Source organism: Chryseobacterium sp. SN22 (assembly GCF_008329705.1).
Classification (GTDB): Bacteria; Bacteroidota; Bacteroidia; order Flavobacteriales; family Weeksellaceae; genus Chryseobacterium.
This window is the reverse complement of record NZ_VTSX01000004.1, coordinates 28,612-51,241: the sequence shown is the minus strand read 5'-3', so window position 1 is coordinate 51,241 and position 22,630 is coordinate 28,612. Positions and strand designations below refer to the sequence as shown.

Genomic DNA, 22,630 nt, shown 5'->3' with positions numbered 1-22,630 from the left:
GCATGGCGATCAGGGTTTGTAACGATCAACCTTTATCAAACGTTAAATATTGATAATCCCATTCTTTTTATCCATAATGATATGAGAATGATGTTCTTTTTACTATCTTTAAAATAGAAATTTACGAAGAGGAATGTCAAAAAAATTTCGCAACTTTGCATACCTTTTGAATATTAAATTTCAGAAGTAATATTAATTTAAATAAGTTTATCGAGGTTTGTAAAGCATATTCAGACATTGATTGACTAAGGATACAAGTATTGGAAGAGTATTTTGGAAATGAACTTGTAAAGAAGTTCGAAGAAATGATGGATAACCATGATGAGTTCTACTTCGATACCGAAGAACTGGAAGACATCATTGTTTATTATCTAGAGCTCGGAGATTTTAATTATGCCGATGTAGCGGTGAATTATGGCCTGAAGCTTCATCCCAACTCTCTGGATATCAAGATCAAAAAACTTGAAATCCTTCTGGAATGGGAAGATTATAATACTTCGAAAGCACTGATCGACGAGCTGAAAGGCTCCTCTATGGAAAACACTGATTTCATGGTGTGCTATGCGAAGTACTATTCGAATCTGGGAAACCCTAAAAAATCCATTGAAATTTGTAAAAAAGCATTAGAGCTGAGGGAAGAAGAAAATTTCCTTCACAACTTTATTGCAGATGAATATGTAAATCTGGGAGACCCTTTTAACGCTCTTAAACATTACAAAAAAGCACTTAAAGAAGATCCTACGGATGAATATTCCCTGGAGAACTGTATGGTGTGTTTTGCGGACCTGAACAAGAGTGATGAGGCGATTGCCTTTCTGAACGAATACCTGGATGAATTTGCCTATTCTGAAATAGCCTGGTTCGAATACGGACAGTTTTATTTCAACAGGAAAAATTATGAAGAAGCCATCAAAGGGTACGATTACCTGTTAGCTATCAATTCAAACTCGGTAGGGGTTTATGCCAATAAGGCGGCCTGCTATGAGGCGTTGGGGCAGTATAAAAAAGCGATTGGCGTTTATGAGGAAATGCTTGAGCTGGAATACACCAAAGCATTTACCTTTTATAAAATAGGGCTTTGTTACAAAGCATTAAAACAGCCGATTGTCGCTTTGAATGCCTTTCAGAAATCTTTGAGGGAGGATCCTCAGTTCTACCTGGCCATGATGGAGCAGTCATACATCTATGAAGAAATGGGAGGAATGACGGAAGCACTGCATTTTGCAAAAGAAGCTACCCATCTCAACGAAAATAACCTGGATTACCAGAAAAGGCTGGCTTTTTTGTTCATCGATTCGGGGAAGTTTGAGGAAAGCCTTTCCTGCCTGAAAAAACTGGTGGATGCGGAACCGACAAGATTTTACAACTGGTATGCCTATTCGGAAGTCCTGATGCTTCTGGGGGAATATGAAGAAGCTGTAACGCTTTTGAATAAAGCTTTAAAAGCACATAACAGGGCTGAACTGTATTACCAGCTGAGCAACTGCTACTTTAATCTGAAAGACCAGGAAAAAGGAATAGAGTCGCTTCATAAAGCGTTGGAACTGGATCCTTCTCTGGTAACGGATATGCAGAAGAAATATCCGTTTATCAAAGACGAAGTGAAAAAAGTAAAAGCTAAAGTGAAGAAAAGGAATTCGTAAAAACGGAAATTCAATCCATACGTTTTAATTAATCTTTTAGAATTATTAAACTTAAATATGATCCTGCAGCAATGCAGGATTTTATTTTTGAATAACATTCGGTTTTGCCCTCAGAAAGATCAGTCCGGCAATAATAATTCCTGCACCGATAAACTGCATAACGGAAAGCTTTTCGCCATCCAATACGCCCCAGATAATGGCTACAATCGGCATCAGCAAAGTAACGGTAGAGGCAAACAGTGGGGAAGAAACCTTTAACAGGCGGTAGTTCATCATCATGGCCAAGCCGGTTCCGAAGATAGATAACAGGCTTACGAACATCAGTCCGGTAAGATGATTTTCATCTAGGCTGAACGTCGAGAAAAACCCGGTAAAAGTGAGTGCAATAAGCGAAGGGAAAAACAGCACAAAAGAAAACACAAAAGCTGATAACACCGTAGATGAAACTTCCATCAGTTTGGATTTTACCGTTGTGGTGCTTACGGCATAACATAAAGTTGCCAGTAACAGCAGGAGAATCGGGATCAGTTTAAACTGCCCTTCCTCCCCCGCACCGCCGAAAGCAAGGAGACAAACCCCCGTAAAGCTGATGAACGTTCCGACCATCTGCCGTTGCGTCGTTTCAAATTTCCAGACCAGAGCACCGACGACAATCACGAAGATAGGCATCATGGAATTGATAATTCCCGCAATGCTGCTGCTTACTTCCGTCTCCGCAATCGGAAACAGGAACATCGGGATAAAATTCCCTGTAAAAGCAGCTAAAATCAGCCATTTTACATGTTTTTTCGGGAACAGTTTATACTTTGAGATTGCCACCGGCATCAGAATAATTCCTGCAATTAAAACCCGTAATGCACCTACTTGGTAAGGATTGAAATGGTCCAGGGATTTTTTGATCAGGATAAAAGATGAGCCCCAGATCAGGCTGAGCACGACCAGAAGAATCCATTTCTCTTTATCTGTGTTCATTATTTTCGTGTAAAATTTTTAAAAATTCTTTTTTGGGGATCATTGTTGCGCCTAGGCTTTCAAGATGCTCCGTATGCGACTGGCAGTCGATAAGCTGAAGGCTTTCTTTGTGGGTTTCCACGAAATGGATGAATCCTGCTTTAGAAGCATTGCTTACCTTTGAAAACATACTTTCCCCGCAAAAGACTTTACCGATCCGGATGCCGTAAAAACCGCCCACGAGTTTCCCGTCCTGCCATACTTCAACGCTCTTCGCCAGGCCATACTCATGAAGCCGGATAAACGTCTGCATCAGTTCGTCCGACAGCCAGGTTCCGTCCTGTCCGCGGCGGCTGATTTCCTGGCAGTTCCTAATCACTTCCCTGAACTGCTGATTTTCCGAAAAGGTAAAAACATTGCGGTTCATTATTTTCCGCATGGATTTGGAAACTTTCAGCTCATCAGGGAACAGCACAAACCGAGGATCGGGACACCACCACAAAATCTCTTCCCCGGGATTATACCAGGGAAAAATACCCAGCTGATAGGCAAACCAGACCCTTTCCGCCGAAAGGTCACCGCCGAGCGCAATGACGCCTTCGTGCCCGTCGTAGATCTCAGGATCCGGAAATGAAATTTCGTTTTCGTTTAATCGGAACATATTCGGAAAAAAAATCCCGCTTGGAAGCAGGATTTATATTAAGGGTCATCTTTTAATTAGAAAGGAAGATCGTCATCGTCGTCTCCTGCAAAAGGATTCTCGTTAGAAACCGGGGAAGCAGATTGAGAAGGTGCAGCCTGGGTAGGTTCTGAACCGTTGTCAAAAACTTTCTCTACTCTCCATCCTGTAATCGAGTTGAAGTATTTCGTCTCGCCCTGAGGAGAAACCCATTCTCTCCCTCGGATGTTGATTCCTACTTTTACATTCTCTCCTTCTTTCAGATTATCCAATAAACTGATCTTGTCAGACAAAAATTCTATGTTTATCGGTTGCGGATACTGCTCCTGTGTCAGAATCACCATTTCTCTCTTTTGGAAACCGCTCGCAAAAGTCTGAGCATCAAATATTTTCTTTACCGTTCCTTGTAATTCCATATCATATTAATTAACGGTGTAAAAGTAATAAAATCAATCGTAATAAAGGGTATGCCGGAAAAAAAATGTAAAAATTTTAATTTTTTTTGCTGAAAAGTTTGGAGATAAAAGAATTTATCCTATCTTTGCACCACTGAAAACGAAAAAAGTTCTTTAAATATACAACTTAAATAAAAACTGCGGATGTGGTGTAATTGGTAGCCACGCCAGACTTAGGATCTGGTGCCGTGAGGCGTGGGGGTTCGAGTCCCTTCATCCGCACAGTTTGCGAAAATAGCTCAGCTGGTAGAGCACAACCTTGCCAAGGTTGGGGTCGCGGGTTCGAATCCCGTTTTTCGCTCCACTCCTGCCCTGGTGGTGGAACTGGTAGACACGCAGGACTTAAAATCCTGTGCCTCTTTTGGCGTGCGGGTTCAAGTCCCGCCCGGGGTACAAAAAAACCTCCGTAATAATTCATTACGGAGGTTTTTTGTTTTTATATGCCGACGCAAAATTTTTTGTGTTTAATCGGATATTTCCAGCCGTTATTGCTGATAAATATTTAGATTGGACCTGTCAGGCTTCCTTTTTAGCCGAGTAGAAATTTTCCTAACTAAAACTCAAGTTTTACTCTGCCTAATTTTAAATTTTACCTTACAATAAAACTTTTTTTGCTAACGGTCAATTACTTATTGTACCGGACTTATAAATTTGCAATCAGGCATAAATTTTTCCTGAAAATGTATTATATTTGCATCACCAGCGAACATCGCTTCAATGCGGATGTGGTGTAATTGGTAGCCACGCCAGAATCAGGATCTGGTGCCGCAAGGCATGGGGGTTCGAGTCCCTTCATCCGCACAGGATTAGTAAAACCTCTGTAACAATGTTTACAGAGGTTTTTGTTTTTATTGCTTAAAGTCTATAGATAAAAAAAATATAATAATTTTAATGAGATTGGTATCAAATTCTGGAATTAAGCAACAGTTTAGCTAATCTAAATCAGAAAAAATGATTTGTCTTGACATTATATGATTAATTACTTTAGCGTGTCTCTCAAATTAGTTGCAATGTTCCTTCATTACTCTTTTGCGCCTGATTCAAAAAATAACATTAGGTTGTAATTATAAATAATTCGTTAAAGTGAAATCATATTATTAGCCTGATATCTCCTGTAAGAATTAAAGTGTAAACTCTTAAATATAATAAGTACGCTTATCCGATATAAAATTATAAAACTGCAGTAATTAATCTATACTGCATTTAAAGCTTTGAGTTAAATGTTAAGTGAACTGGATCTTTCATAGAAATTCACATTTGTTTGATTAAATGTTGATAAGCTGAATAAGGTTTTTAAAATTCCCATAAAATTTTTCACCGATATTAGATATTTAAAAAGGGATATAAATTTTTTAAAATGCTTGTCATGTTATTATGAGCCTATAATATCTATTTTATTTTTATGATTTATATCATTAAATAGAGAAATAAATAATAATGTTTTATTAAAAAAGATTGAAAAAAATAATATTATTTCTTGCATATGTGAATATTATCACATAGTTTAGCCGAATAAGATAAAATTAATAATCAATGAAAATGAAGAACTTCTCAATAATTTTAATCATTCTTTATATATTCGTTAACGGACAGGCGAAGAGATTCTTTTATGAGTTTTCTTATAAGCCAAGTAAGGATTCCGCAAAAATTGAAAAAGAACTTACCATTCTGGATGTTACCAAACAGAAATCAATCTACAGAGATTATCTGTCGGTGTCGCAGGATTCAATGATTGAAAGCAATATTGAAAAAATGAAAGCGACCGGAGTACAGATTGATCTGGCTAAGTTGCTTAAAAATCCTAAGTTTATGTATAAGGTTGAAAAAGATTATCCTGCTTATGAAACTCATTTTACAGATCTGATTTTAAGCGATTTTATTACGTATCCGGAGCCGCAAAAAATCAAATGGGAAATTACCAATGAAAAAGCAATCAGTTCATTTGAAAAATATAAAATTCAGAAAGCAACGGCTAAAATGTGGGGAAGAACCTGGACTGCCTGGTTTACAACAGATATTCCTATACAGGATGGTCCTTATAAATTTTACGGGCTACCGGGGCTGATTGTAAAAATAGAAGATGAAAACAAAAACTTCTCGTGGCAGCTTGCCGGAATTAAAAATCTGGAAAAGTATAATGAACTGAGCCTTAATGAAAGATTAAAAAATAAAAAGCCCTTGGCAGTAGATAAAAACAAGTTTACACAAATGTTCGCTGAATTCAAAACCAGCCCGCTGGCCCAGGTCAGGAATAAATATTCTACAGAACAATTAAACGAAGCTGGAGAGGGCGGCAAGACGCTGGGGCAAAAACTGAAAGATCAGGAAGAAACCATAAAGAAAATGATCGGAGCCAATAATCAGGCGATAGAATTGGTCCAATAAAATATAAAAGCGCTTTTATGAGAGATTTTGATATTTTGTAGCTCTAAAAACAAAACATAAGGGAACTAACCCGAAAGAACAAATTAGAAAAATAACCATTAAAAATTATTAAAATGAAAAAACATTTAGCAGCAGCAGCACTAATCGTTGCATTTTCAGCCGGCACATTTACCCTGGCCAGTGCTAATCCAAAAAACATCTCTACTGAAAAAGTTTCAGTGCAGGCGGTTTCAACAACAAAAGCAGAGGCTCTTACGAAAAAAGAGTGGACATTTATTTCTTCGGAATATGTGTATACCGGAACTTCAGAAGAAGCAACAAAGTAATTATCTCATAATTATTCAATCTATGAGGCTAATATTACATTAGCCTCTTTTTTATACTCCCATGAAAACACTAAAAACATTATTATGCGCCTTATTACTTTTTCATATCGTTTCTTCTTTTGTAATAAATATTCAGATTATTAAAACATGGAAAAGCTCTACTTATTCATCCTTGAATAGATATGGAAAAAAAATAATAAATTATCTTGAATTTTTCAATCTTCCTGATGGAATACAGACCGGAATGAGAAATTATGCCTATTATACCGGTATAGAAAGGGGATACGAATATTACTCTCCCAATGCTGCAGATAAAAAAACTGAAATTCTCTTCAAACATAATAATATTCCGATTGTCTTACCAGGCAAAACATTTGAATCGTCATTTAAAATAAAAAGTATATTTACCATACTGGGAAGTCAGCTGGAAAATGAAGGTTTCCGGAACAGGGTAATCCAATCTATGGCGGTAAGATTATTTACCCTTCATCCGCAGATCAATGAAATGAATGTCACGATTGAAAAAAGATACTTTCCCTCTCTGGCTGAAATAAAGCAGGATAAACCGATAAAAATAGAGGAAACTACGGTGTATAATATTAAAAAAAACTAATATGGATATAGCGGTAGATAAATTGAATACCTTTTTCTTCGGATATCATAAAAATATAGAAAAGAAAAATCTGTTTATTAGTGTTATCTGTTCATTTGGCTTATTAAATGTATTGCTTATTTTACCGGATCTTTACAATATATACAGCAAAAGCGGAATTATTAATGTGGAGATCAATGATTTTTTAATACGGAAAGATCAATTCCGATTAACATTCATTACAGATACAATCGAACGGCTCGGGATCAGATATGAATATGCGCTGGCGATGGTTGTGGCCATCTATATCTGTTCGTTTATATTTATTCTTACAAATTACTACAGGCTGTTATTTGCTATAGTGGTTCTTATTATTCATAATGCCCTGGTAGCCAGTAGTTATTCTTTCTCTTATGGGGCTGATTACATGATAAGCTTTTCCCTTTTCGTAAATGTTATATTATGTATTGATTCAAAATACAACCGTGTACTGTATTCTTTTGCGATCAGGCTTATACAATTGCAGTTGTGTGTTATCTATTTTTTCTCAGGAGTCGGGAAGGCAATGGGGAACAATTGGTACACAGGTGACGCAATCTGGTATCTGATATGTACTTACACCGAAGTAAATGTTTTAACAGCTTTTGTAGCCACCACAATTCCGGCAGTTTTTCAGATTATTTCGCTTAGCGTAGTCATTGCAGAATTATTCTATCCTTTTCTTATTTATAATAAAGTAACAAAAAAAGCCACTTTGCTTTATATTATTATTACGCATATCATTATCGTCCTTTTGATTAATCTTTACACGTTCGGAATCGTGATGATTATCCTTAATGTAGTTGCCTTCCAGCCAAAAATAATACTAGAATCAAAATATTTTAAAAAACATGAGCCTATCACTGAATAATATTAGTTACAAAATTAATAACAAAACGATATTGCAAAACATAAATTTATCCCTCAGCAAAGGGGTTTATGGTATTCTGGGACTTAACGGGGCCGGGAAAACCACATTGCTGAATGTAATATCTACCCTTACGACGCCCGAAAAAGGCAGCCTGCAATACGATAATACGGATGTTGTAAAAAATCCGCTTGTGTTAAGGAAAGATTTGAGCTATATGCCCCAAAATTTCGGATTGATTCCGGATTTATCCGTAACGCAGAATCTTGTGTATTTCGGAATGCTGAAAGGGCTATCTTCAAAAACATTAAAAAAAAATATTCCGGATGTACTTGAGTTTTTTAACATTTTCCATACAAAAGATACTCCTGTAAAAAATCTTTCCGGCGGAACCCAGCAGAGAGTTGCCCTGTCACTTGCCCTGGTAAATAATCCGAAAGTTTTAATTCTTGATGAACCCACCAGCGCACTGGATCCTATAGAGAGGATTAATTTCTATGAACGGATTAAAGAAATGTCAGAGCATGCGATCGTACTTGTTTCATCACATAATATTTATGAGATTGAAAAATTTGTTGATCATATTATTATTCTTAAAAACGGACAAATTAGTTTTTCAGATACTGTAGACCGGTTGGTTCCGGAAGCGGCTGCAGGCTTTGGGGAAATGCGGGGCGATATCCCGAATCTGGAAAAAGCATTCGAATATTTTGCAAAATAGATTTATGAAAGCATTACCTTTAATATCTCTGTATAATCTGAGATTATTTTTCAAGCATACTTACTTTAAATATATTCTGGCGATTATCATGATCCTGGGATTTTTTATGATTCCGAATCCTAAATCAGACTATGTAACATTTACGGTAGGAAATTATACAGGAGCATCAAACTTGATATGGATCAGTAATTTAACCCCTGTTTATATTAATGCCATATTTGCTTTATTATCCCTTTTTATCAGTCAGAACCTTAAAAACAGGGAAATGGCTAACCATACCTATATCAATTTCCGTTTATCTGTGAAATCGAATTTCCGGTTGTTGATGTACAGGGTGGTTTCTCTCTTTTTATATCTTACCATACTCGCGTTTATTCTGGAGATTATTATTCTGTTTATTAATTATCAGAGCTATAATGTAATATTGTACCTTATCCCTTTTATATATTTCACCGTTCCTTATCTGTTTTTTCTGTCTGCTGTCTGTACTGTCATTGATTATTTGGTAGACTTGAAATTTTTAAAATATGTATTGTATTTCGGATTTATAATTTTTGTTTATAATACAGATATCAGGCATCTACTGGACATAACCGGGATACAGGAGCTGATGGATAACTTTTTACAAGTCAATACCAAAAATAATGATTCATTTATTTTAGGAAAAATAAAAAATAAGGATGTACAATATATAAATTTTCAGCATTTCATTACTCCCAAGAAATGGATTGACAAGTTGTATCTCTTTCCTCTCGCGTTCATTATCGTTCTGAGCGCATCTTTTCTGTTTAAAAGATATTCAAGTGTAAAAAATAAGGAGCAGAATCAGAGCCCTGTGAAAAAAGAAGCTAAACCGTCTTTTGTACAGCAAGCCGTCTATCTTCCCAAGTACCCGGTTTATTCTTTCAGCTTTATTTCCCTATTGAAAGCAGAATGTTTCCTGCTAAGCCATTCTTTAAGCCGGAACCTGAGATTAACGGCTTTTGTTCTGTGGGTCCTGGCATTTGTTGCCCAAGGGAATATAAGAATTCTACTGATAGCGTCAATCTTCATTACGATTCTTCCTCTTAATCAGAATTATCTTGCAGGGAAATATACCAACAATACCCTGTATGCCGAAAAAATTTCAGGATATCCCCCGTTACTTTTTATATTGTCGAAATTTTTATTGTTCTTGGTGTATATAGTTATCGTTATTCCTGTGCTTGATTATTCTTCTTTTGAAGTCAATCTGTTTATATTAATCAAGCTTCTGTTTCTGTTTCTGTTTCAACTCGCTTATACTGCTTTTGTAAAAGATTATCTTATGGTGGAAATTATCATGATTATTATTTTTTCGAGCTATTTTTCCGGTGTTCCGGTATATCAGATTTTTTAAATAATTAACTATATGATATAAAGGATTAGAATATTTCTGATCCTTTCTTTATTTTTGTATAATTATTCATTTTCATGAAAAAAATTATCCTCATCGAAGACGAAACCAGTGTGGTGTCCTTTATTAAAAAAGGATTGCAGGAGAACGGCTATGAAGTGTCCGTGGCATTTGACGGCAGGACCGGAGTGCAGCTGGTCCAGTCGAACGATTTCGATCTGGTGATCCTGGATATTATGTTGCCGGAAATGAATGGTCTGGATGTATGCAAGGAGATCCGGAAAACGAACCCGCACGTTCCGATTCTGTTTCTGACGGCTTTGGGGACTTCAGAAAATATCGTTCTCGGCCTTGAAAGCGGAGGCGATGATTATCTGGTGAAGCCTTTTAAATTTATTGAGCTGGTGGCACGGATAAAATCTCTTTTAAGAAGGAGCGGCAACGGGAGTTCTGCTGAGATTGCCGGTCCTGAGGTTGATCATGAGCATGTGTTCCAGTTTTCGGATCTCGTGCTTAACGATTACACCAAAAAAGTAACGCGGGGAGGTGAGGAAATTTCACTTACTTCAACCGAATACAAGCTGCTTCTCTACTTTTTAAACAATCCTGAAAAAGTCATTTCCCGGGCAGAAATTTTAGACTCGGTGTGGGGGGTAAATTATGAGCTGGGAACAAATGTGGTGGACGTCTACGTAAACTACTTAAGAAAAAAACTGGACCATCATGAAGATAATAAACTGATTCATACAGTAATAGGGATGGGGTATGTTCTGAAAAAACCTTAATGATGTTTAATAGAGTGATAACGAACCAGACCAAAACGATGGTGCTCCTGATGCTGGTATTTACCGCCATCATTTTGCTGTTCAGTGGGTTGGTGTATTTTTCGATTGTCAACTTCTCACATCAGAGGTTTTACGAACTGCTGAAAATCCGTACCACAACGATCATTCAGATTGAAAAAGGAAAAGATGACCTGGACCTTCCGGAAAACTATATCCTGAATGGGCTGAATGACGAAGAACTTCCTATGGAGCGGGACTATGTTTTTGCCATTCCCACGGATTCAAACTTTCAGAAGATTTCCAACGAGATCCATATTCCGGCTTATTTTTTTAAAAGTATTGTTAAAAAAGGGGAGTCAAACTATAACGACAAAGAGTTTTACTATATCGGACAGACTTTCAGACATGATGATAAAGACTATATTGCCATTGCTTCGGCCAAGAACCATTACGTAGTCTATTACCTTGGATTCCTGAAAAGGACGCTTATTACCTGTATTGTCCTTTCGCTGTTCTTCAGCATGATTTTCTCGTTCTACCTCTCTAAAACCTTATTTAAGCCGATTTTAAAAATTACAGGCAAGGTAAAGGAGATCAGTTCGGAAAACCTGCATTTACGTCTTGAGCCCCAGCCGGACAACAAAGAGCTGAATGAATTGGTGGATACTTTTAACGGAATGCTGAACCGTATCGAAACCTCTTTTGAAACCCAGAACCATCTGATCGGGAATGTATCCCATGAATTGCGGACTCCTCTGACCTCGATTATGGGGGAAGCTGATGTCGCGCTTTCCATCTCGCGGACCAACGAAGAATACAAGGAAACGCTGGGCATTATCCTGGATGAAGCGGAAAAACTGGATAAAAAAATCAAAGCATTGCTGATGATCGCCCAGACCGGGTTCGACGGGAAAATCCAGAAAGTAGACAAAATTCGGATCGACCAGCTCCTTTGGGATGTCATTGAAACCCTTCGGAAGATCGATTTGAGAAACAATATTTACCTGGATATCAGTATGCTGCCGGATAATCCCAGAAAGCTAAAAGTACAGGGTAACGAACAGCTGCTTCATCTTGCGGTAACCAATATTATCCAGAACGGTTGCAAATATTCCGATTTCCAGCAGGTGAAGGTGTCTTTGGGAGCAACTGATACGGATGTTTATATTATCGTGAAAGACAATGGGATTGGGATTCCCGGAGAGGAAATGAATAAAATTTACGATCCTTTTTTCAGGGCTTCCAATACCAAAAACTACGAAGGCTATGGAATCGGGCTTCCGTTGGCAAGAAATATTGTAAGGATGCATCAGGGTGAACTTATTGTAAGTTCACATGAAAACCAGGGGACTACCGTTCAACTGCGTTTCCCGAATTTTTACAACGCTTATGCGGAGGATAAGGAAAGTATTTAAACGATTTACTGGTAAAATGTAAAGAGCCAGGTATATAAATCAAGTTTAAATAATTTCTATCAGCAGAGGTAAACCAGTAGTAATATTTAGAAGAAAAACTTCCGGCTTCCAGCTTCCTTCTTCCTGCTTATTAACCTGATTTTTATTCCGTTTCATCTTTTCTAATCACATTTTAATCTCTTTAATCATATTCTAATTCCGTTCCAAAAGAACTCTAATTTGGTCGTTCTAGATTTGTACTATCGAAAAAGATATACAAACCTAAATCTTAAAAATATGACCAAGACGATTTTAATAGCTACCGATTATTCTCTTGAATCTTTAAATATTTTAAAGAAAGTCATGAGGGAGAAAGATGCAGGGGAAGACCAGAATCAATACAATATTCTTTTGGTTTCAGGATATGATACAGGAGATTCCATCCGGGACCTTCTGTTCAATACGAAAAGCACGATATTCAATAAGCTGAGACCGCAGGAATTCTGCGATGCTTACGGAATCATCAGGAACAAATATTCTCATCTGATTAATAAAATTGTCTGTGATATCTTCACCGGTAGTTTCCAGAGAACATTCAATAATTATGTGAAAGCTGAAAACATTGAAGAGGCCTATTATTCTCCGGCAGTTAAAAGCAAGGGAAAAGGTAAATTCGATCTGATCCCTTATATCAAAAAATGCAAAGATCTGGAATCCCGTGAAATTTCTATTGAAGTACGGGACCGTCTTCCGGAAAAAGGAAGACTGGCAGAGATCTTTGTGGAAGCTTAAATTAAACTTTAAAAATTTTAAAAATGTTAAGGAATTATAGTAACAGCAGGACGTTGGGAGACAACATCAGATTGGGGACGCTGACTGCCTTTACGGCGGGTACTATAAACATCGCCTCGCTTCTGATATTCCTCTCGTTTACATCAAACGTAACGGGTCATTACGCTATTTTTGCGGCAGAGATCAGCAAAGGGAACTGGTCGCAGGTTGCCGTTGTGGGACTGTGGATCTTCCTGTTCTTTTTCGGGGGATTCGTTTCAAATTTTATTGTTATTACTTTTAACAAAAAGAGCAAATACTTCGCCCACTCCATGCCGCTGCTGCTGGAAATCGCGTGTCTGTTGTTCGTGGGGATTTACGGACAGTTTTATTACCGTAAGACACTTGAAGAAACGGAACTGCTGGTAGCGCTGATGCTGTTTGCTACCGGTTTGCAGAACGGGCTGACGGCCAGTATCTCCAACTTCTCGGTAAAAACCACCCACCTTACCGGTACCACGACCGACCTCGGAATTTTGTTTTCGATGTTCACCAAGAAAGAATTCAGAAAAAACGGGGAGCTGGTGGCAAGGGCCAAGCTGCTGATGAGCATCATGGTTTCCTATGTGCTGGGAGCAGTGTTTTCGGGACTGACGTATTACTATCTGGAATTCAGGGTGTTTTATGTAATCAGTTTGTGTTTATTGGTGGTGATCGGATATGATGCCTATAAAATCCATGTCAGACACTTCAATACCAGATACCGGTACAGTAAGATTTATAAAAAGCCGAACCTGATTGCTTCCCTGTATCATAAAATCCATGGGATCCCGGATATTAATGTGCCGGCAGGACAGAAGAAAAGAAAGCTTGTCTTCGACGAATAGGAAGGTATGATGCGGTAGAAAAGCGGAAAGTTGTTGGTAACATTTCCCCTTTCGATAAACCAAGCGGCATCTGAAAAAACGAAATGTTAATTAAGAGATATCAATATCAGTATTAATTTTGTGTAAACTAGCTGTGAATCAATCCTCTGATTGCCCCTGTGCGATTGGGGGATTGTGTTTTAAAATAGTGCTGTTGATCAGGATTTGAATACGGTGAACCGCTGGCCGGCATGTTGTTAAAATGTTGATAATTAAATTTTAATTCAGGCCTTTATAGTTTTAATTCTTAAATTGAATGACTATTTTTGTAAGTTGATTTACGTTTTTTATGTCAGATATTATTCAGCTTTTACCGGATCATGTGGCCAACCAAATTGCGGCAGGAGAAGTCGTGCAGCGACCCGCATCCATCGTAAAAGAACTTTTGGAGAATGCGATTGATGCAGGGGCCACGAAAATTGAGTTGATCATACGGGATGCGGGAAAAAACCTGATCCAGGTGGTCGACAACGGTAAAGGGATGTCTGAAACCGATGCGCGGATGGCTTTTGAAAGGCATGCCACATCAAAGATCAGGGGAACGGAAGATATTTTTAAAATTGCCACCAAAGGATTCCGGGGAGAGGCGCTGGCCTCCATCGCCGCGGTGTCTCAGGTCGAATTAAGGACGAAATTAGCGGAGGCGGCCATCGGCACGAATATCTATATTGAAGGCGGTGTCTTCCAGTTTCAGGACCCGGTGCAGACGGCAGACGGTTCCAATTTTCTGGTAAAAAACTTATTTTATAACGTTCCTGCCAGAAGAAAGTTTCTTAAAAATAATAATGTTGAATTCAGACATGTGATCGATGAATTCCAACGGATTGCCCTGGCGCATGAAAATCTGGAATTTTCCCTGTTCCATGACGATGATGCGGTTTTCAGATTGAGAAGAGGAAGCCAGATGCAGCGTATTGTGGATATTTTCGGAAGGAAGTTGCAGCCGCAGCTGGTTCCGATAAAGGAAGATATTATCTGGTGCAAACTTCATGGCTTTGTAGCGAAGCCGGAAGGGGCAAAAAAAACAAGGGGTGAACAGTTCCTTTTTGTAAACGGAAGGTATTTCAAAAGTGCCTATTTCAATAAGGCGGTTCAGGAAGCTTTTGAAGGGCTGCTGCTGCCGGGCTATGTACCGACTTTTTTCCTGTTCCTGGAACTTGATCCTGAGAAAATCGATGTGAATATTCATCCGCAGAAAACGGAAGTTAAATTCGAAGACGAACATTTAATTTTTGCCCTGCTGCGCTCCACGATCAAAAGGTCGCTGGGAATCTACAATGTTTCCCCGAGCCTTGATTTTGAAAAAGATCCCGAACTGGACCATATGATGCAAACGTTCCCAAGCAAAAGCAACGGCGGCGGGAATACCGTGATCAAAATGCCGGAAATTATTGTAGACCGCGATTATAATCCTTTTTTGGAGGAACGTGAGGTAACCCATACGGAAATCCAGAACCTTACAGAAATGTACCATCAAAACATTTCAACGGCAGAACCTTCGAAAATCAATCTGTTTGAGGATGAAGATTTTGATGAAGACCTGATGCGGCTGCCGAACGGTTACTGGCTTTTCAATAAAGGAGATAAAACCCTGATGCTGGATCTGGGAAGAATGCACCGGCTCTGGGTTTCGGAAAATACGAAACCCTCAAAAAAAGGAGCTACTAACAGCCACTCCCTGCTTTTCTCCCTGGAATACCACATGAATGAAATTGAGAAAGCAAAATACGACTCAATTAAAAAATACCTTCCGGAGCTGGGCTTCGAGATGAATATTGCCCATGAAAGCGTATTAAGGATCGATGCCGTGCCCGAAGGACTGAAAGAAACCCAGGTAATGAAATTCCTGGAAAACCTTTTCGAAATCCTGGAATATAAGTCGGAAGACGAATTCTTGCAGCATTACCGAAACCAATGGGGAAGGATGCAGTCCAAATCCAGGTTTGATTTTATATACAAAAAAGATGCGGAACAGCTGATCCGGGACTTTACGGCCCTGGGCTTCCCGGAATTTTTACCGGACGGGAAAAGATGCTTTTTCGAGGTTCCGTTTAATGATTTTAAGAATAAATTTTAGAAAATGTTTAATACGATACCTTCGATTACAAGGAATATAATTATCATAAACATTGTCGTTTATGTAATATCCAACTTTCTTTTTCCGCAATTATACAACACCTTATCTGCATTTTATCCGTTTTCGCCAAATTTCAGATCCTGGCAGACTATTACTCATATGTTTATGCATGCTAAGATAGGAGATGGTATTGGCATCATGCATATCTTATTCAATATGTTTACTCTATTCAGCTTTGGGCCGATACTGGAACAGAGCCTGGGTGAAAAGAGATATCTTATCCTGTATTTTGTAAGTGGTTTGGGAGCTTTCTTCTTATTTAATCTGTGGAATTTTATTGAAATACAGCAAATTGTATCAGGGCTTGAAGGATTAGGTCTAAATGCCTCTGAAATTTATGCTAAATCCGCAATCAATTATTCGGGAGATCTGAAAATCAGTGCAACAAATGCAGAAGGGCAAGCTTTATCACAACAGCTTTATGTGGCTTTACGAACTCCTATGCTTGGGGCTTCCGGGGCAATATTCGGAGTTATAGCTGCTTTTGCCACCCTGTATCCGGAAGCAAAAATTGCCATTATGTTTATTCCGATTCCGGTAAAGGTAAAATATGTATTACCGGTGGTTATCATCGGTTCTATATATCTTGGTATTTCAGGAGATGGGGGAGGTGTGGCTCATTTGGCCCATGTCGGGGGTGCAATAGCAGGATTTATTCTGGCAAAAATATGGAAAAAACATTTGTACAGATTTAATTAAAGCCCTGTGAAAATCATCCGTCTCATCTTCTTCGTATTTCACATAGTCATTTTCTTTCTTTTGACGGGGATGCTCCTCAATGCCTATATTTCACCAAAGGTTTTCCCGTGGTTTAATCTGTTGTCTCTGGCTTTCCCCGGACTGATCTTCGGCTATGTCGCTTTAACCGTTTTCTGGATTATCTGTTGGAAAAAAAGAGCTTTTGTTTTCCTATTACTGGGATTGCTGTTTTTTAATCCGGTATTACGATGGGTGAATTATTCTTCAGTTAAAAATGAAATGCCTGATCTGAAAGTCATATCTTTCAATACAAAGTCAGGAATCGTTGCAAGGGCTGAAGTCGAAAATTATTTGAAAAATTCCGGGGCAGATGTCATGCTTCTTCAGGAAGATTTCGGAACGGCTTACAAATCTTCAGGATACAATGTAATGACTAAAGATAACCTTACTATTTTATCAAAATATAAAGTCGTCGATACCCAGTCTATTAGCTTGAATAACACAGAGGCTATTAATCCTGCTTTGGTAGCCGATATTGAAATCAAAGGAAAAAGATACCGGTTTATCGGGATTTATCTCCAGCCTTTCAAATTTGAAAAAAGCATGGTCAGGCTTAACGGCAATAACAAAGAAGACGAAGAGAAAATAAAGAACATCGTTAAAAGACTGATCCCTACTTTTAAAATTCACCAGGAACAGGTAAATGCAATTAAAAGAGCCGTGGAAACCTCACCTTATCCGGTGATTCTGGCAGGTGATTTTAATTCTGTTCCCAATTCCTATGAATACTACCATCTTTCGGAAGGGCTACAGGATGTGTTTATGGAAGCGGGACAGGGGAGTGCCACCAGTTTTCATGATTATAAATTCCCTATCCGTATTGATTATATTTTCACTTCAAAATCAATCAGGGCACTTAGTTACAAAGTAGACCGTTCGATTAGGGCCTCTGATCATTTTCCGGTAATAGCGACTTTCAGGCTTTCAAAGTGATCATAAAAACCGTTAAAGTTTTGGCCATGGTAAGATTTTTGCTGAAATTGCTACGGTACCTTATACTGTTTTCATGAAACTGAGTCAGATATTGTTATTTGCCCATATTGCCATTGCTGTTTTGCTGCTGTGTACCTTAGGGAACGCATGGGTACCGCCTAACCTTTTAAGTGCCCTTAATCTCTTATCTTTGGGCTTTCCGTATCTCATTTCTCTGTACATCATCTTTACGCTGTTCTGGATTATTAAAAGAAAGAAATTTGCCATTGCTTTCGTGCTGGGAATATTTCTTTTTTACAACCCCATCAGAAGATGGATCAATTTTACATCCAAGACGGAAAATGTAAAATCGGTAAGGGATATTAAGGTTATTACTTTTAATGTAAAATATGGGGAATCGGGTTGGGAAAAGGTAAAGAAATATATTATGGATCAGGATGCCGACATCATCCTGGTGCAGGAAAAAGACACCAACCGTGCCCTGAAACAGGATATGGTAAAATACCCTTCGGTTATTCTGAAGACCAAACATAAAATCGTAAGACAGGAAGAGCTGATTACCGATAAATCCAGAGGGAATTCTTTTTATGCCGATGTAGACATCAATGGGAAAATCATCCGGATTATCAATGTCTATTTAGAGCCATTCCGGTTGCAAAAATCCATGCTTAAATTTGACGGTCTGGGAAAAGAAGGGGGTAAAATCAATACCCTTCTCTCACACATGACGCCGACTTTCAAGGCACATGAAGATCAGATTAGAAAGATCAGGAAAGCGGTCGATCTTTCACCCTATCCTGTAATTCTGGCAGGAGACTTTAATTCCGTCCCGAATTCCTATGAATATTATAATCTGGGGAAAGACCTTCAGGACGCTTTTTTAGCGGCAGGAAACGGCAATTCCTCCAGTTTTCACGATTATAAGATACCTTTGAGGATCGATTATATTTTCAGTTCGAAATCCATTATCCCTTTAAGCTATAAAGTAGATAATTCCGTACAATTATCAGATCACTATCCTGTAATTGCAGAATTTCTGTTAAATTAGTTCCCATGAAATATTTACTTTTTGCTGTATTTGCTTTTTCTGCCCTGCTGTTATCCTGTTCCAAGAAAGAACCGGCAGATCTGTATCCGGCAGACAGTCCGAAGGCAAATTATGATACGACGGCTATTGATTCTTTTTCTAATGGGGCAACTTCCGTTGATGTGGTCCGTGAGATCAGGATGTCTTCGCAGAAATATCAGGATTCTGTAAAGGAAGCCCTGAAGCTCCAGGAGCAGGAAAAAAAGCTGAAAGAGGAACTGGAAAAAGAAAATAAGAAGAAAACGGAAGAAGAAAAGAGGGCGCAGGACAAGAGTCCGTTAAAAACCGCCGAAACACCAGCCGCCGCTGAAACGAAAACCCAATAATTACACCCGAATACATTTAAAAATTTCAATACGTATGAAAAAAAGCATTTTATCAGGACTTATGATCGCCGCAGTAGTGATATCCTGTACACAGTCAAAATCTAAAACAGAACAGGTGGAAAACGCAGACGGAACAGTAACCACTACGACGACTACAGAAACGGAAGTGGGAGTAGATACTGCCAAAGTTAATCAGACAAAAGAAAACGCCCAGGCAAAGATCGATGAGACAGGAAGGAAAATCGACAATGCTGCAGAAGATGCAAAAAATAAAATCGATGCGACTGCAGATAAAGCGAAAGCAGACCTTCATAAGGCAGGCCAGGATGTGAAAGATGCCGCAGCCAGAGGAGCTTCAAAAGTAGAAGAAGGCGCACGGAAACTGAAAGAAGATTTAAAAAATTAAACGTAAAAAACCGCAGCGAAATCTGCGGTTTTTATTTTTATCGGTTCAGCTCCAGCAAAGGATCGATGTATTCCCTGTCGTTGCTCAGCCTCGGAACTTTATTCTGCCCGCCGAGTTTTCCTTTGGATTCCAGCCAGCAGTAGAAGAGGTTAGGCTTCGCAATATGTACGATAGGCCTTTTCAGTGTAATATTATTATAGCGTTTTGCTTCATAATCTGAATTAATGGACTTCAGGTGATCGTCGAAAATATCCGTAAAACGTTCCAGGTCATCCGGTTTTTTGCAGAATTCGAAAATCCATTCATGGGCGCCGCTTTCATTTTCTCTCATGAAAACAGGGGCTCCCGTAAAGTCGGAAACGGCGGCGTTGGTTTCCTCACAGGCTTTGGTAAGTGCGGATTCTACGTTGGTAATCATCAGCTCTTCTCCAAAGGCATTGATGTAGTGCTTCGTCCGTCCGGTAATTTTAATTCGGAACGGATTGGTTGAGGTAAATACTACAGTATCGCCGATCAGGTATCTCCATAAGCCGCCATTGGTGGTAATTACCATGGCATAATTCTTCCCTGCTTCTACATCTTCAAGGCTTACAACCTTAGGATCCGAGGAATGAAACTGGTCCATCGGGATAAATTCATAAAAGATCCCGTAATCCAGCATCAGCAGCATTTCATCGCTGTTGGACCGGTCCTGGATCCCGAAAAATCCTTCTGAAGCATTATAAATCTCATAATAATTGATGTTTTTCCCGATGATCTGTCTATATTGTTCCCGGTAGGGTTTAAAACTGATCCCGCCGTGAAAGAATACTTCCAGGTTGGGCCACAGTTCCGCAATATTGCTGAACTCGGTTTCTTTCAGTACCCGTTGCAGAAGCACCATCATCCAGCTCGGGACCCCCAGGATACTTCCCACATCTTCATTTTTTACTTCCGAAGTAATAGCTTTAAGCTTGCTCTCCCATTCTCCCATCAGAGAAACCTTTTTGCTCGGTGTGGTGGTCACTTCTACCCAAAAGGGAAGATTGTCGATCAGGATGGCCGACAGATCCCCGAATTTGGTGTTGAAGTCAGCATAGAGTTCTGAACTTCCGCCCAACCGTAGGTTTTTATAATTGAAAAGCTGATTTTCGGGATGGTTGTTGGCATAAATGGAAACCATATCCTTTCCTGCTTTCATGTGGCAGTATTCAAGGCTTTCGGCTGAAATCGGGATAAATTTGCTTTTGGCATTCGTCGTACCGGAAGATTTGGCGAAATGCTTGATATAGCCGGGCCAGCTGATATCCTTCTGTCCCTGTCTTGCTTTTTCAATATACGGCTCCATTTCCTCATAAGTGACGATCGGAACTTTGTTTTTAAAGTCCTGATAACTCGAAATGGAATTAAAACCATATTTTTTGCCGTATTCCGTATCTTCGGCATGAAACAGCTGGGAAAATAAGATCCCTTTCTGGGTCTCAATAGGATAATCCATGAAGTTCTGTATCTGGTCGATCCGCTGACGGATAAACCAGTTGACCACTGTATTGAAAAGTGCTTTCGTTGCCATTCCAACAAATATAACAATAATTGAATTTTCTTGGAATTTTTTCTTAGGTAAAAATGTAAATTTTACAGCATTTTATTAGGTGTTCTGATCAGGATCCGGCACCGCCACGAAGAATTTGTGAAAGACGGATACTTATTAGTGAGAAAATAAGTTCATGCTGATGCCGGAAAAAAAACCGCTGCCAATGGGCAGCGGTTCCGGTATTTAAAGTTTTGTTCTTAGCAGTACTCGTCATAAGCAGCCTGAAGGTTAGCAGCGATTGCTCCTGCAGGATTTCCTTCGATATGATGTCTTTCCAGCATATGAACCAATTCTCCGTCTTTGAAAAGCGCTACACAAGGAGAGCTTGGAGGGAACGGTGCTAAATGCTTTCTTGCTTCCACTACCGCTTCGGTATCAAAACCTGCAAAAACAGTAGTCAGATGGTCAGGCTTCTTATCTCCTGTCAAGGAATAAACAACGCCCGGTCTTGCCGCTCCTGCCGCGCATCCGCATACGGAATTGATCACCAAAAGGGTAGTTCCTGATTGTTTTAATGCTTCTTCTACTTGAACCGGTGTGGTCAAATCCTCAAAGCCTTTATCTGTAAGTTCAGCCTTCATAGGCATTACTAAATCTTGTGGATACATATTTTTATTTTTTGTAAAGTACAAATTTAAGGAATTCCCCGCTTTTCATCAATATATAATAACTATCAATGTTTTTGTTAAATAAAATACATTAAATATTAATCATATAATGATAATTAATATTTTATAAATAAAATTTGTTAATAATATCAAAATATTAGTAAATTTGAAATGATTCTGAAAACAATGGGCCATGAAAAAATGTTTACCATTTCCCTGGGTTTTATTTTAAAGAGAAATTCTGGATAATAACAGAATGATCTAATAAAACCTAAACACAAAATGAAGCCCGGAAGTTGAAATCCCGGGCTTCTTTAATCAAATCGATATGCAAAGGTTGAATATCCAACAATAAATAAATATGATTGAAATGATAAGTTAGTTCCTAATCGGTCATCATTTATCAATCATATTAGGAAAGCAGTTTCTTCGCCATCTCGGAAATACTTTTTCCATCCGATTTTCCGGCTAAAGATTTTGATGCGATTCCCATGACCTTTCCTAAATCCTTCATGGACTCAGCGCCGGTTTCAGCGATAATGTTTCTCATTTCCGTTTCCAGCTCTTCTGCAGAAAGCTGTTTTGGCAGGAACTGCTCGATGACTTTCATCTGGGCTTCCTCCACTTCAGCAAGATCGTTTCTTCCCTGTGCGGAAAATTGCTCATAAGAATCCTTGCGCTGTTTTACCATTCTCTGTAAAATGGCGATTTCCTGCTCTGCCGAAACTTCTGCGCCTAAAGTTTCCGTTTTCAGCAGCTGTATCTGGGACTTTACAGCACGGAGAGAATCCAAAGCCACTTTGTCCTTGGCTCTCATGGCTGTTTTTATAGCTTCGTTTATGGTATTTTCTAAACTCATGATAATTTATGCTTAGGCTAATGGCCATTGGC

General features: G+C 38.8%; 23 protein-coding genes and 4 tRNA genes. 21 read left to right on the top strand and 6 right to left on the bottom strand.

Annotated features, from left to right (window positions below):
• The first annotated feature begins 260 nt into the window (after positions 1-260).
• The gene (locus tag FY557_RS03505; RefSeq protein WP_149245904.1) at positions 261-1,643 is read left to right on the top strand and encodes a tetratricopeptide repeat protein; all 1,383 of its coding nucleotides are present in this window, start codon (positions 261-263) and stop codon (positions 1,641-1,643) included.
• 81 nt (positions 1,644-1,724) lie between these two features.
• On the opposite strand, the gene FY557_RS03500 is transcribed toward FY557_RS03505, so the two are convergent.
• Genes FY557_RS03500 through FY557_RS03490 form a run of 3 tightly spaced genes read right to left on the bottom strand, consistent with a single transcriptional unit; the run spans position 1,725 to position 3,689 of the window.
• Positions 1,725-2,615 (bottom strand): DMT family transporter, encoded by an 891-nt coding sequence (locus tag FY557_RS03500; RefSeq protein ID WP_149245903.1) that lies wholly within the window; start codon positions 2,613-2,615, stop codon positions 1,725-1,727.
• On the bottom strand, positions 2,602-3,255 hold the full coding sequence (gene aat / locus FY557_RS03495) for a leucyl/phenylalanyl-tRNA--protein transferase (protein WP_149245902.1): 654 nt from the start codon (positions 3,253-3,255) through the stop codon (positions 2,602-2,604). The genes FY557_RS03500 and aat overlap by 14 nt, the downstream gene beginning before the upstream one ends.
• 56 nt (positions 3,256-3,311) lie before the next feature.
• A complete protein-coding gene (locus tag FY557_RS03490) occupies positions 3,312-3,689 on the bottom strand; it encodes a DUF3127 domain-containing protein (RefSeq protein WP_149245901.1) in 378 nt (125 codons plus the stop codon).
• A 179-nt stretch (positions 3,690-3,868) separates the two neighbouring features.
• On the opposite strand from FY557_RS03490, the gene FY557_RS03485 reads away from it, so the two are divergent.
• The 20 genes from FY557_RS03485 (at position 3,869) to FY557_RS03390 (ending at position 19,558) form a co-directional block, all read left to right on the top strand.
• Positions 3,869-3,950: transfer RNA gene (locus FY557_RS03485), tRNA-Leu, on the top strand.
• A 6-nt stretch (positions 3,951-3,956) separates the two neighbouring features.
• A tRNA-Gly gene (locus tag FY557_RS03480) sits at positions 3,957-4,032 on the top strand.
• A gap of 5 nt (positions 4,033-4,037) precedes the next feature.
• A tRNA-Leu gene (locus FY557_RS03475) sits at positions 4,038-4,121 on the top strand.
• Positions 4,122-4,447: 326 nt separating this feature from the next.
• A tRNA-Leu gene (locus FY557_RS03470) sits at positions 4,448-4,529 on the top strand.
• Positions 4,530-5,267: 738 nt separating this feature from the next.
• Entirely contained in the window at positions 5,268-6,113 is an 846-nt protein-coding gene (locus FY557_RS03465) for a GLPGLI family protein (RefSeq protein WP_228451691.1), read from the top strand.
• A gap of 113 nt (positions 6,114-6,226) precedes the next feature.
• The gene (locus FY557_RS03460) at positions 6,227-6,439 is read left to right on the top strand and encodes a hypothetical protein (protein ID WP_149245899.1); all 213 of its coding nucleotides are present in this window, start codon (positions 6,227-6,229) and stop codon (positions 6,437-6,439) included.
• Positions 6,440-6,683: 244 nt separating this feature from the next.
• Positions 6,684-7,052 carry a hypothetical protein gene (locus FY557_RS03455; RefSeq protein WP_228451690.1) on the top strand — a complete coding sequence of 123 codons (369 nt, stop codon included), beginning with the start codon at positions 6,684-6,686 and terminating at the stop codon, positions 7,050-7,052.
• Between the two features lies 1 nt (position 7,053).
• A complete protein-coding gene (locus FY557_RS03450) occupies positions 7,054-7,941 on the top strand; it encodes a hypothetical protein (protein WP_149245897.1) in 888 nt (295 codons plus the stop codon).
• Positions 7,922-8,659 carry an ABC transporter ATP-binding protein gene (locus FY557_RS03445; RefSeq protein WP_149245896.1) on the top strand — a complete coding sequence of 246 codons (738 nt, stop codon included), beginning with the start codon at positions 7,922-7,924 and terminating at the stop codon, positions 8,657-8,659. The genes FY557_RS03450 and FY557_RS03445 overlap by 20 nt, the downstream gene beginning before the upstream one ends.
• A gap of 4 nt (positions 8,660-8,663) precedes the next feature.
• Positions 8,664-10,037, top strand: coding sequence for a hypothetical protein (locus tag FY557_RS03440; RefSeq protein WP_149245895.1), 1,374 nt, complete (start codon positions 8,664-8,666; stop codon positions 10,035-10,037).
• A gap of 74 nt (positions 10,038-10,111) precedes the next feature.
• A complete protein-coding gene (locus FY557_RS03435) occupies positions 10,112-10,819 on the top strand; it encodes a response regulator transcription factor (RefSeq protein ID WP_149245894.1) in 708 nt (235 codons plus the stop codon).
• Entirely contained in the window at positions 10,819-12,234 is a 1,416-nt protein-coding gene (locus FY557_RS03430) for a sensor histidine kinase (RefSeq protein ID WP_228451689.1), read from the top strand. Before FY557_RS03435 ends, FY557_RS03430 begins: the two co-directional genes overlap by 1 nt.
• A 276-nt stretch (positions 12,235-12,510) precedes the next feature.
• The gene (locus FY557_RS03425) at positions 12,511-13,005 is read left to right on the top strand and encodes a hypothetical protein (protein ID WP_149245893.1); all 495 of its coding nucleotides are present in this window, start codon (positions 12,511-12,513) and stop codon (positions 13,003-13,005) included.
• A 23-nt stretch (positions 13,006-13,028) separates the two neighbouring features.
• Entirely contained in the window at positions 13,029-13,871 is an 843-nt protein-coding gene (locus FY557_RS03420; RefSeq protein ID WP_149245892.1) for a YoaK family protein, read from the top strand.
• 328 nt (positions 13,872-14,199) lie between these two features.
• Positions 14,200-15,987 carry a DNA mismatch repair endonuclease MutL gene (mutL, locus tag FY557_RS03415; RefSeq protein ID WP_149245891.1) on the top strand — a complete coding sequence of 596 codons (1,788 nt, stop codon included), beginning with the start codon at positions 14,200-14,202 and terminating at the stop codon, positions 15,985-15,987.
• A 3-nt stretch (positions 15,988-15,990) separates the two neighbouring features.
• Complete coding sequence (locus FY557_RS03410) at positions 15,991-16,746, top strand: rhomboid family intramembrane serine protease (RefSeq protein ID WP_149245890.1); 756 nt, start codon at positions 15,991-15,993, stop codon at positions 16,744-16,746.
• Between the two features lie 6 nt (positions 16,747-16,752).
• Positions 16,753-17,739 carry an endonuclease/exonuclease/phosphatase family protein gene (locus tag FY557_RS03405; RefSeq protein ID WP_149245889.1) on the top strand — a complete coding sequence of 329 codons (987 nt, stop codon included), beginning with the start codon at positions 16,753-16,755 and terminating at the stop codon, positions 17,737-17,739.
• A 73-nt stretch (positions 17,740-17,812) separates the two neighbouring features.
• Positions 17,813-18,787: an endonuclease/exonuclease/phosphatase family protein gene (locus FY557_RS03400; protein ID WP_149245888.1), complete on the top strand. Its 975-nt coding sequence runs from the start codon at positions 17,813-17,815 to the stop codon at positions 18,785-18,787.
• 5 nt (positions 18,788-18,792) lie between these two features.
• Complete coding sequence (locus tag FY557_RS03395; protein WP_149245887.1) at positions 18,793-19,152, top strand: hypothetical protein; 360 nt, start codon at positions 18,793-18,795, stop codon at positions 19,150-19,152.
• A gap of 34 nt (positions 19,153-19,186) precedes the next feature.
• The gene (locus FY557_RS03390; protein ID WP_149245886.1) at positions 19,187-19,558 is read left to right on the top strand and encodes a hypothetical protein; all 372 of its coding nucleotides are present in this window, start codon (positions 19,187-19,189) and stop codon (positions 19,556-19,558) included.
• A gap of 37 nt (positions 19,559-19,595) precedes the next feature.
• Here the strand turns inward: FY557_RS03390 and FY557_RS03385 are convergent, their stop codons facing one another.
• The 3 genes from FY557_RS03385 to FY557_RS03375 all read right to left on the bottom strand — a co-directional run bounded on the left by FY557_RS03385 (position 19,596) and on the right by FY557_RS03375 (position 22,598).
• Positions 19,596-21,110: a GH3 auxin-responsive promoter family protein gene (locus tag FY557_RS03385; RefSeq protein ID WP_149245885.1), complete on the bottom strand. Its 1,515-nt coding sequence runs from the start codon at positions 21,108-21,110 to the stop codon at positions 19,596-19,598.
• A gap of 218 nt (positions 21,111-21,328) precedes the next feature.
• Entirely contained in the window at positions 21,329-21,739 is a 411-nt protein-coding gene (locus FY557_RS03380; protein ID WP_149245884.1) for a BrxA/BrxB family bacilliredoxin, read from the bottom strand.
• A gap of 412 nt (positions 21,740-22,151) precedes the next feature.
• Positions 22,152-22,598, bottom strand: coding sequence for a GatB/YqeY domain-containing protein (locus tag FY557_RS03375; protein ID WP_149245883.1), 447 nt, complete (start codon positions 22,596-22,598; stop codon positions 22,152-22,154).
• Positions 22,599-22,630: the final 32 nt, after the last annotated feature.

Excerpts from the sequence above, each read along its gene's own strand:
- FY557_RS03465 (WP_228451691.1), top strand. The coding sequence starts at position 5,268 with ATGAAGAACTTCTCAATAATTTTAATCATTCTTTATATATTCGTTAAC.
- FY557_RS03460 (WP_149245899.1), top strand. The coding sequence starts at position 6,227 with ATGAAAAAACATTTAGCAGCAGCAGCACTAATCGTTGCATTTTCAGCC.
- FY557_RS03430 (WP_228451689.1), top strand. The coding sequence starts at position 10,819 with ATGATGTTTAATAGAGTGATAACGAACCAGACCAAAACGATGGTGCTC.
- FY557_RS03500 (WP_149245903.1), bottom strand. The coding sequence starts at position 2,615 with ATGAACACAGATAAAGAGAAATGGATTCTTCTGGTCGTGCTCAGCCTG.
- FY557_RS03425 (WP_149245893.1), top strand. The coding sequence starts at position 12,511 with ATGACCAAGACGATTTTAATAGCTACCGATTATTCTCTTGAATCTTTA.
- FY557_RS03400 (WP_149245888.1), top strand. The coding sequence starts at position 17,813 with ATGAAACTGAGTCAGATATTGTTATTTGCCCATATTGCCATTGCTGTT.
- FY557_RS03445 (WP_149245896.1), top strand. The coding sequence starts at position 7,922 with ATGAGCCTATCACTGAATAATATTAGTTACAAAATTAATAACAAAACG.
- FY557_RS03450 (WP_149245897.1), top strand. The coding sequence starts at position 7,054 with ATGGATATAGCGGTAGATAAATTGAATACCTTTTTCTTCGGATATCAT.
- FY557_RS03435 (WP_149245894.1), top strand. The coding sequence starts at position 10,112 with ATGAAAAAAATTATCCTCATCGAAGACGAAACCAGTGTGGTGTCCTTT.
- FY557_RS03375 (WP_149245883.1), bottom strand. The coding sequence starts at position 22,598 with ATGAGTTTAGAAAATACCATAAACGAAGCTATAAAAACAGCCATGAGA.
- FY557_RS03395 (WP_149245887.1), top strand. The coding sequence starts at position 18,793 with ATGAAATATTTACTTTTTGCTGTATTTGCTTTTTCTGCCCTGCTGTTA.
- FY557_RS03390 (WP_149245886.1), top strand. The coding sequence starts at position 19,187 with ATGAAAAAAAGCATTTTATCAGGACTTATGATCGCCGCAGTAGTGATA.
- FY557_RS03440 (WP_149245895.1), top strand. The coding sequence starts at position 8,664 with ATGAAAGCATTACCTTTAATATCTCTGTATAATCTGAGATTATTTTTC.
- FY557_RS03410 (WP_149245890.1), top strand. The coding sequence starts at position 15,991 with ATGTTTAATACGATACCTTCGATTACAAGGAATATAATTATCATAAAC.
- FY557_RS03420 (WP_149245892.1), top strand. The coding sequence starts at position 13,029 with ATGTTAAGGAATTATAGTAACAGCAGGACGTTGGGAGACAACATCAGA.
- FY557_RS03490 (WP_149245901.1), bottom strand. The coding sequence starts at position 3,689 with ATGGAATTACAAGGAACGGTAAAGAAAATATTTGATGCTCAGACTTTT.
- mutL (WP_149245891.1), top strand. The coding sequence starts at position 14,200 with ATGTCAGATATTATTCAGCTTTTACCGGATCATGTGGCCAACCAAATT.
- FY557_RS03380 (WP_149245884.1), bottom strand. The coding sequence starts at position 21,739 with ATGTATCCACAAGATTTAGTAATGCCTATGAAGGCTGAACTTACAGAT.
- FY557_RS03455 (WP_228451690.1), top strand. The coding sequence starts at position 6,684 with ATGAGAAATTATGCCTATTATACCGGTATAGAAAGGGGATACGAATAT.
- aat (WP_149245902.1), bottom strand. The coding sequence starts at position 3,255 with ATGTTCCGATTAAACGAAAACGAAATTTCATTTCCGGATCCTGAGATC.
- FY557_RS03385 (WP_149245885.1), bottom strand. The coding sequence starts at position 21,110 with ATGGCAACGAAAGCACTTTTCAATACAGTGGTCAACTGGTTTATCCGT.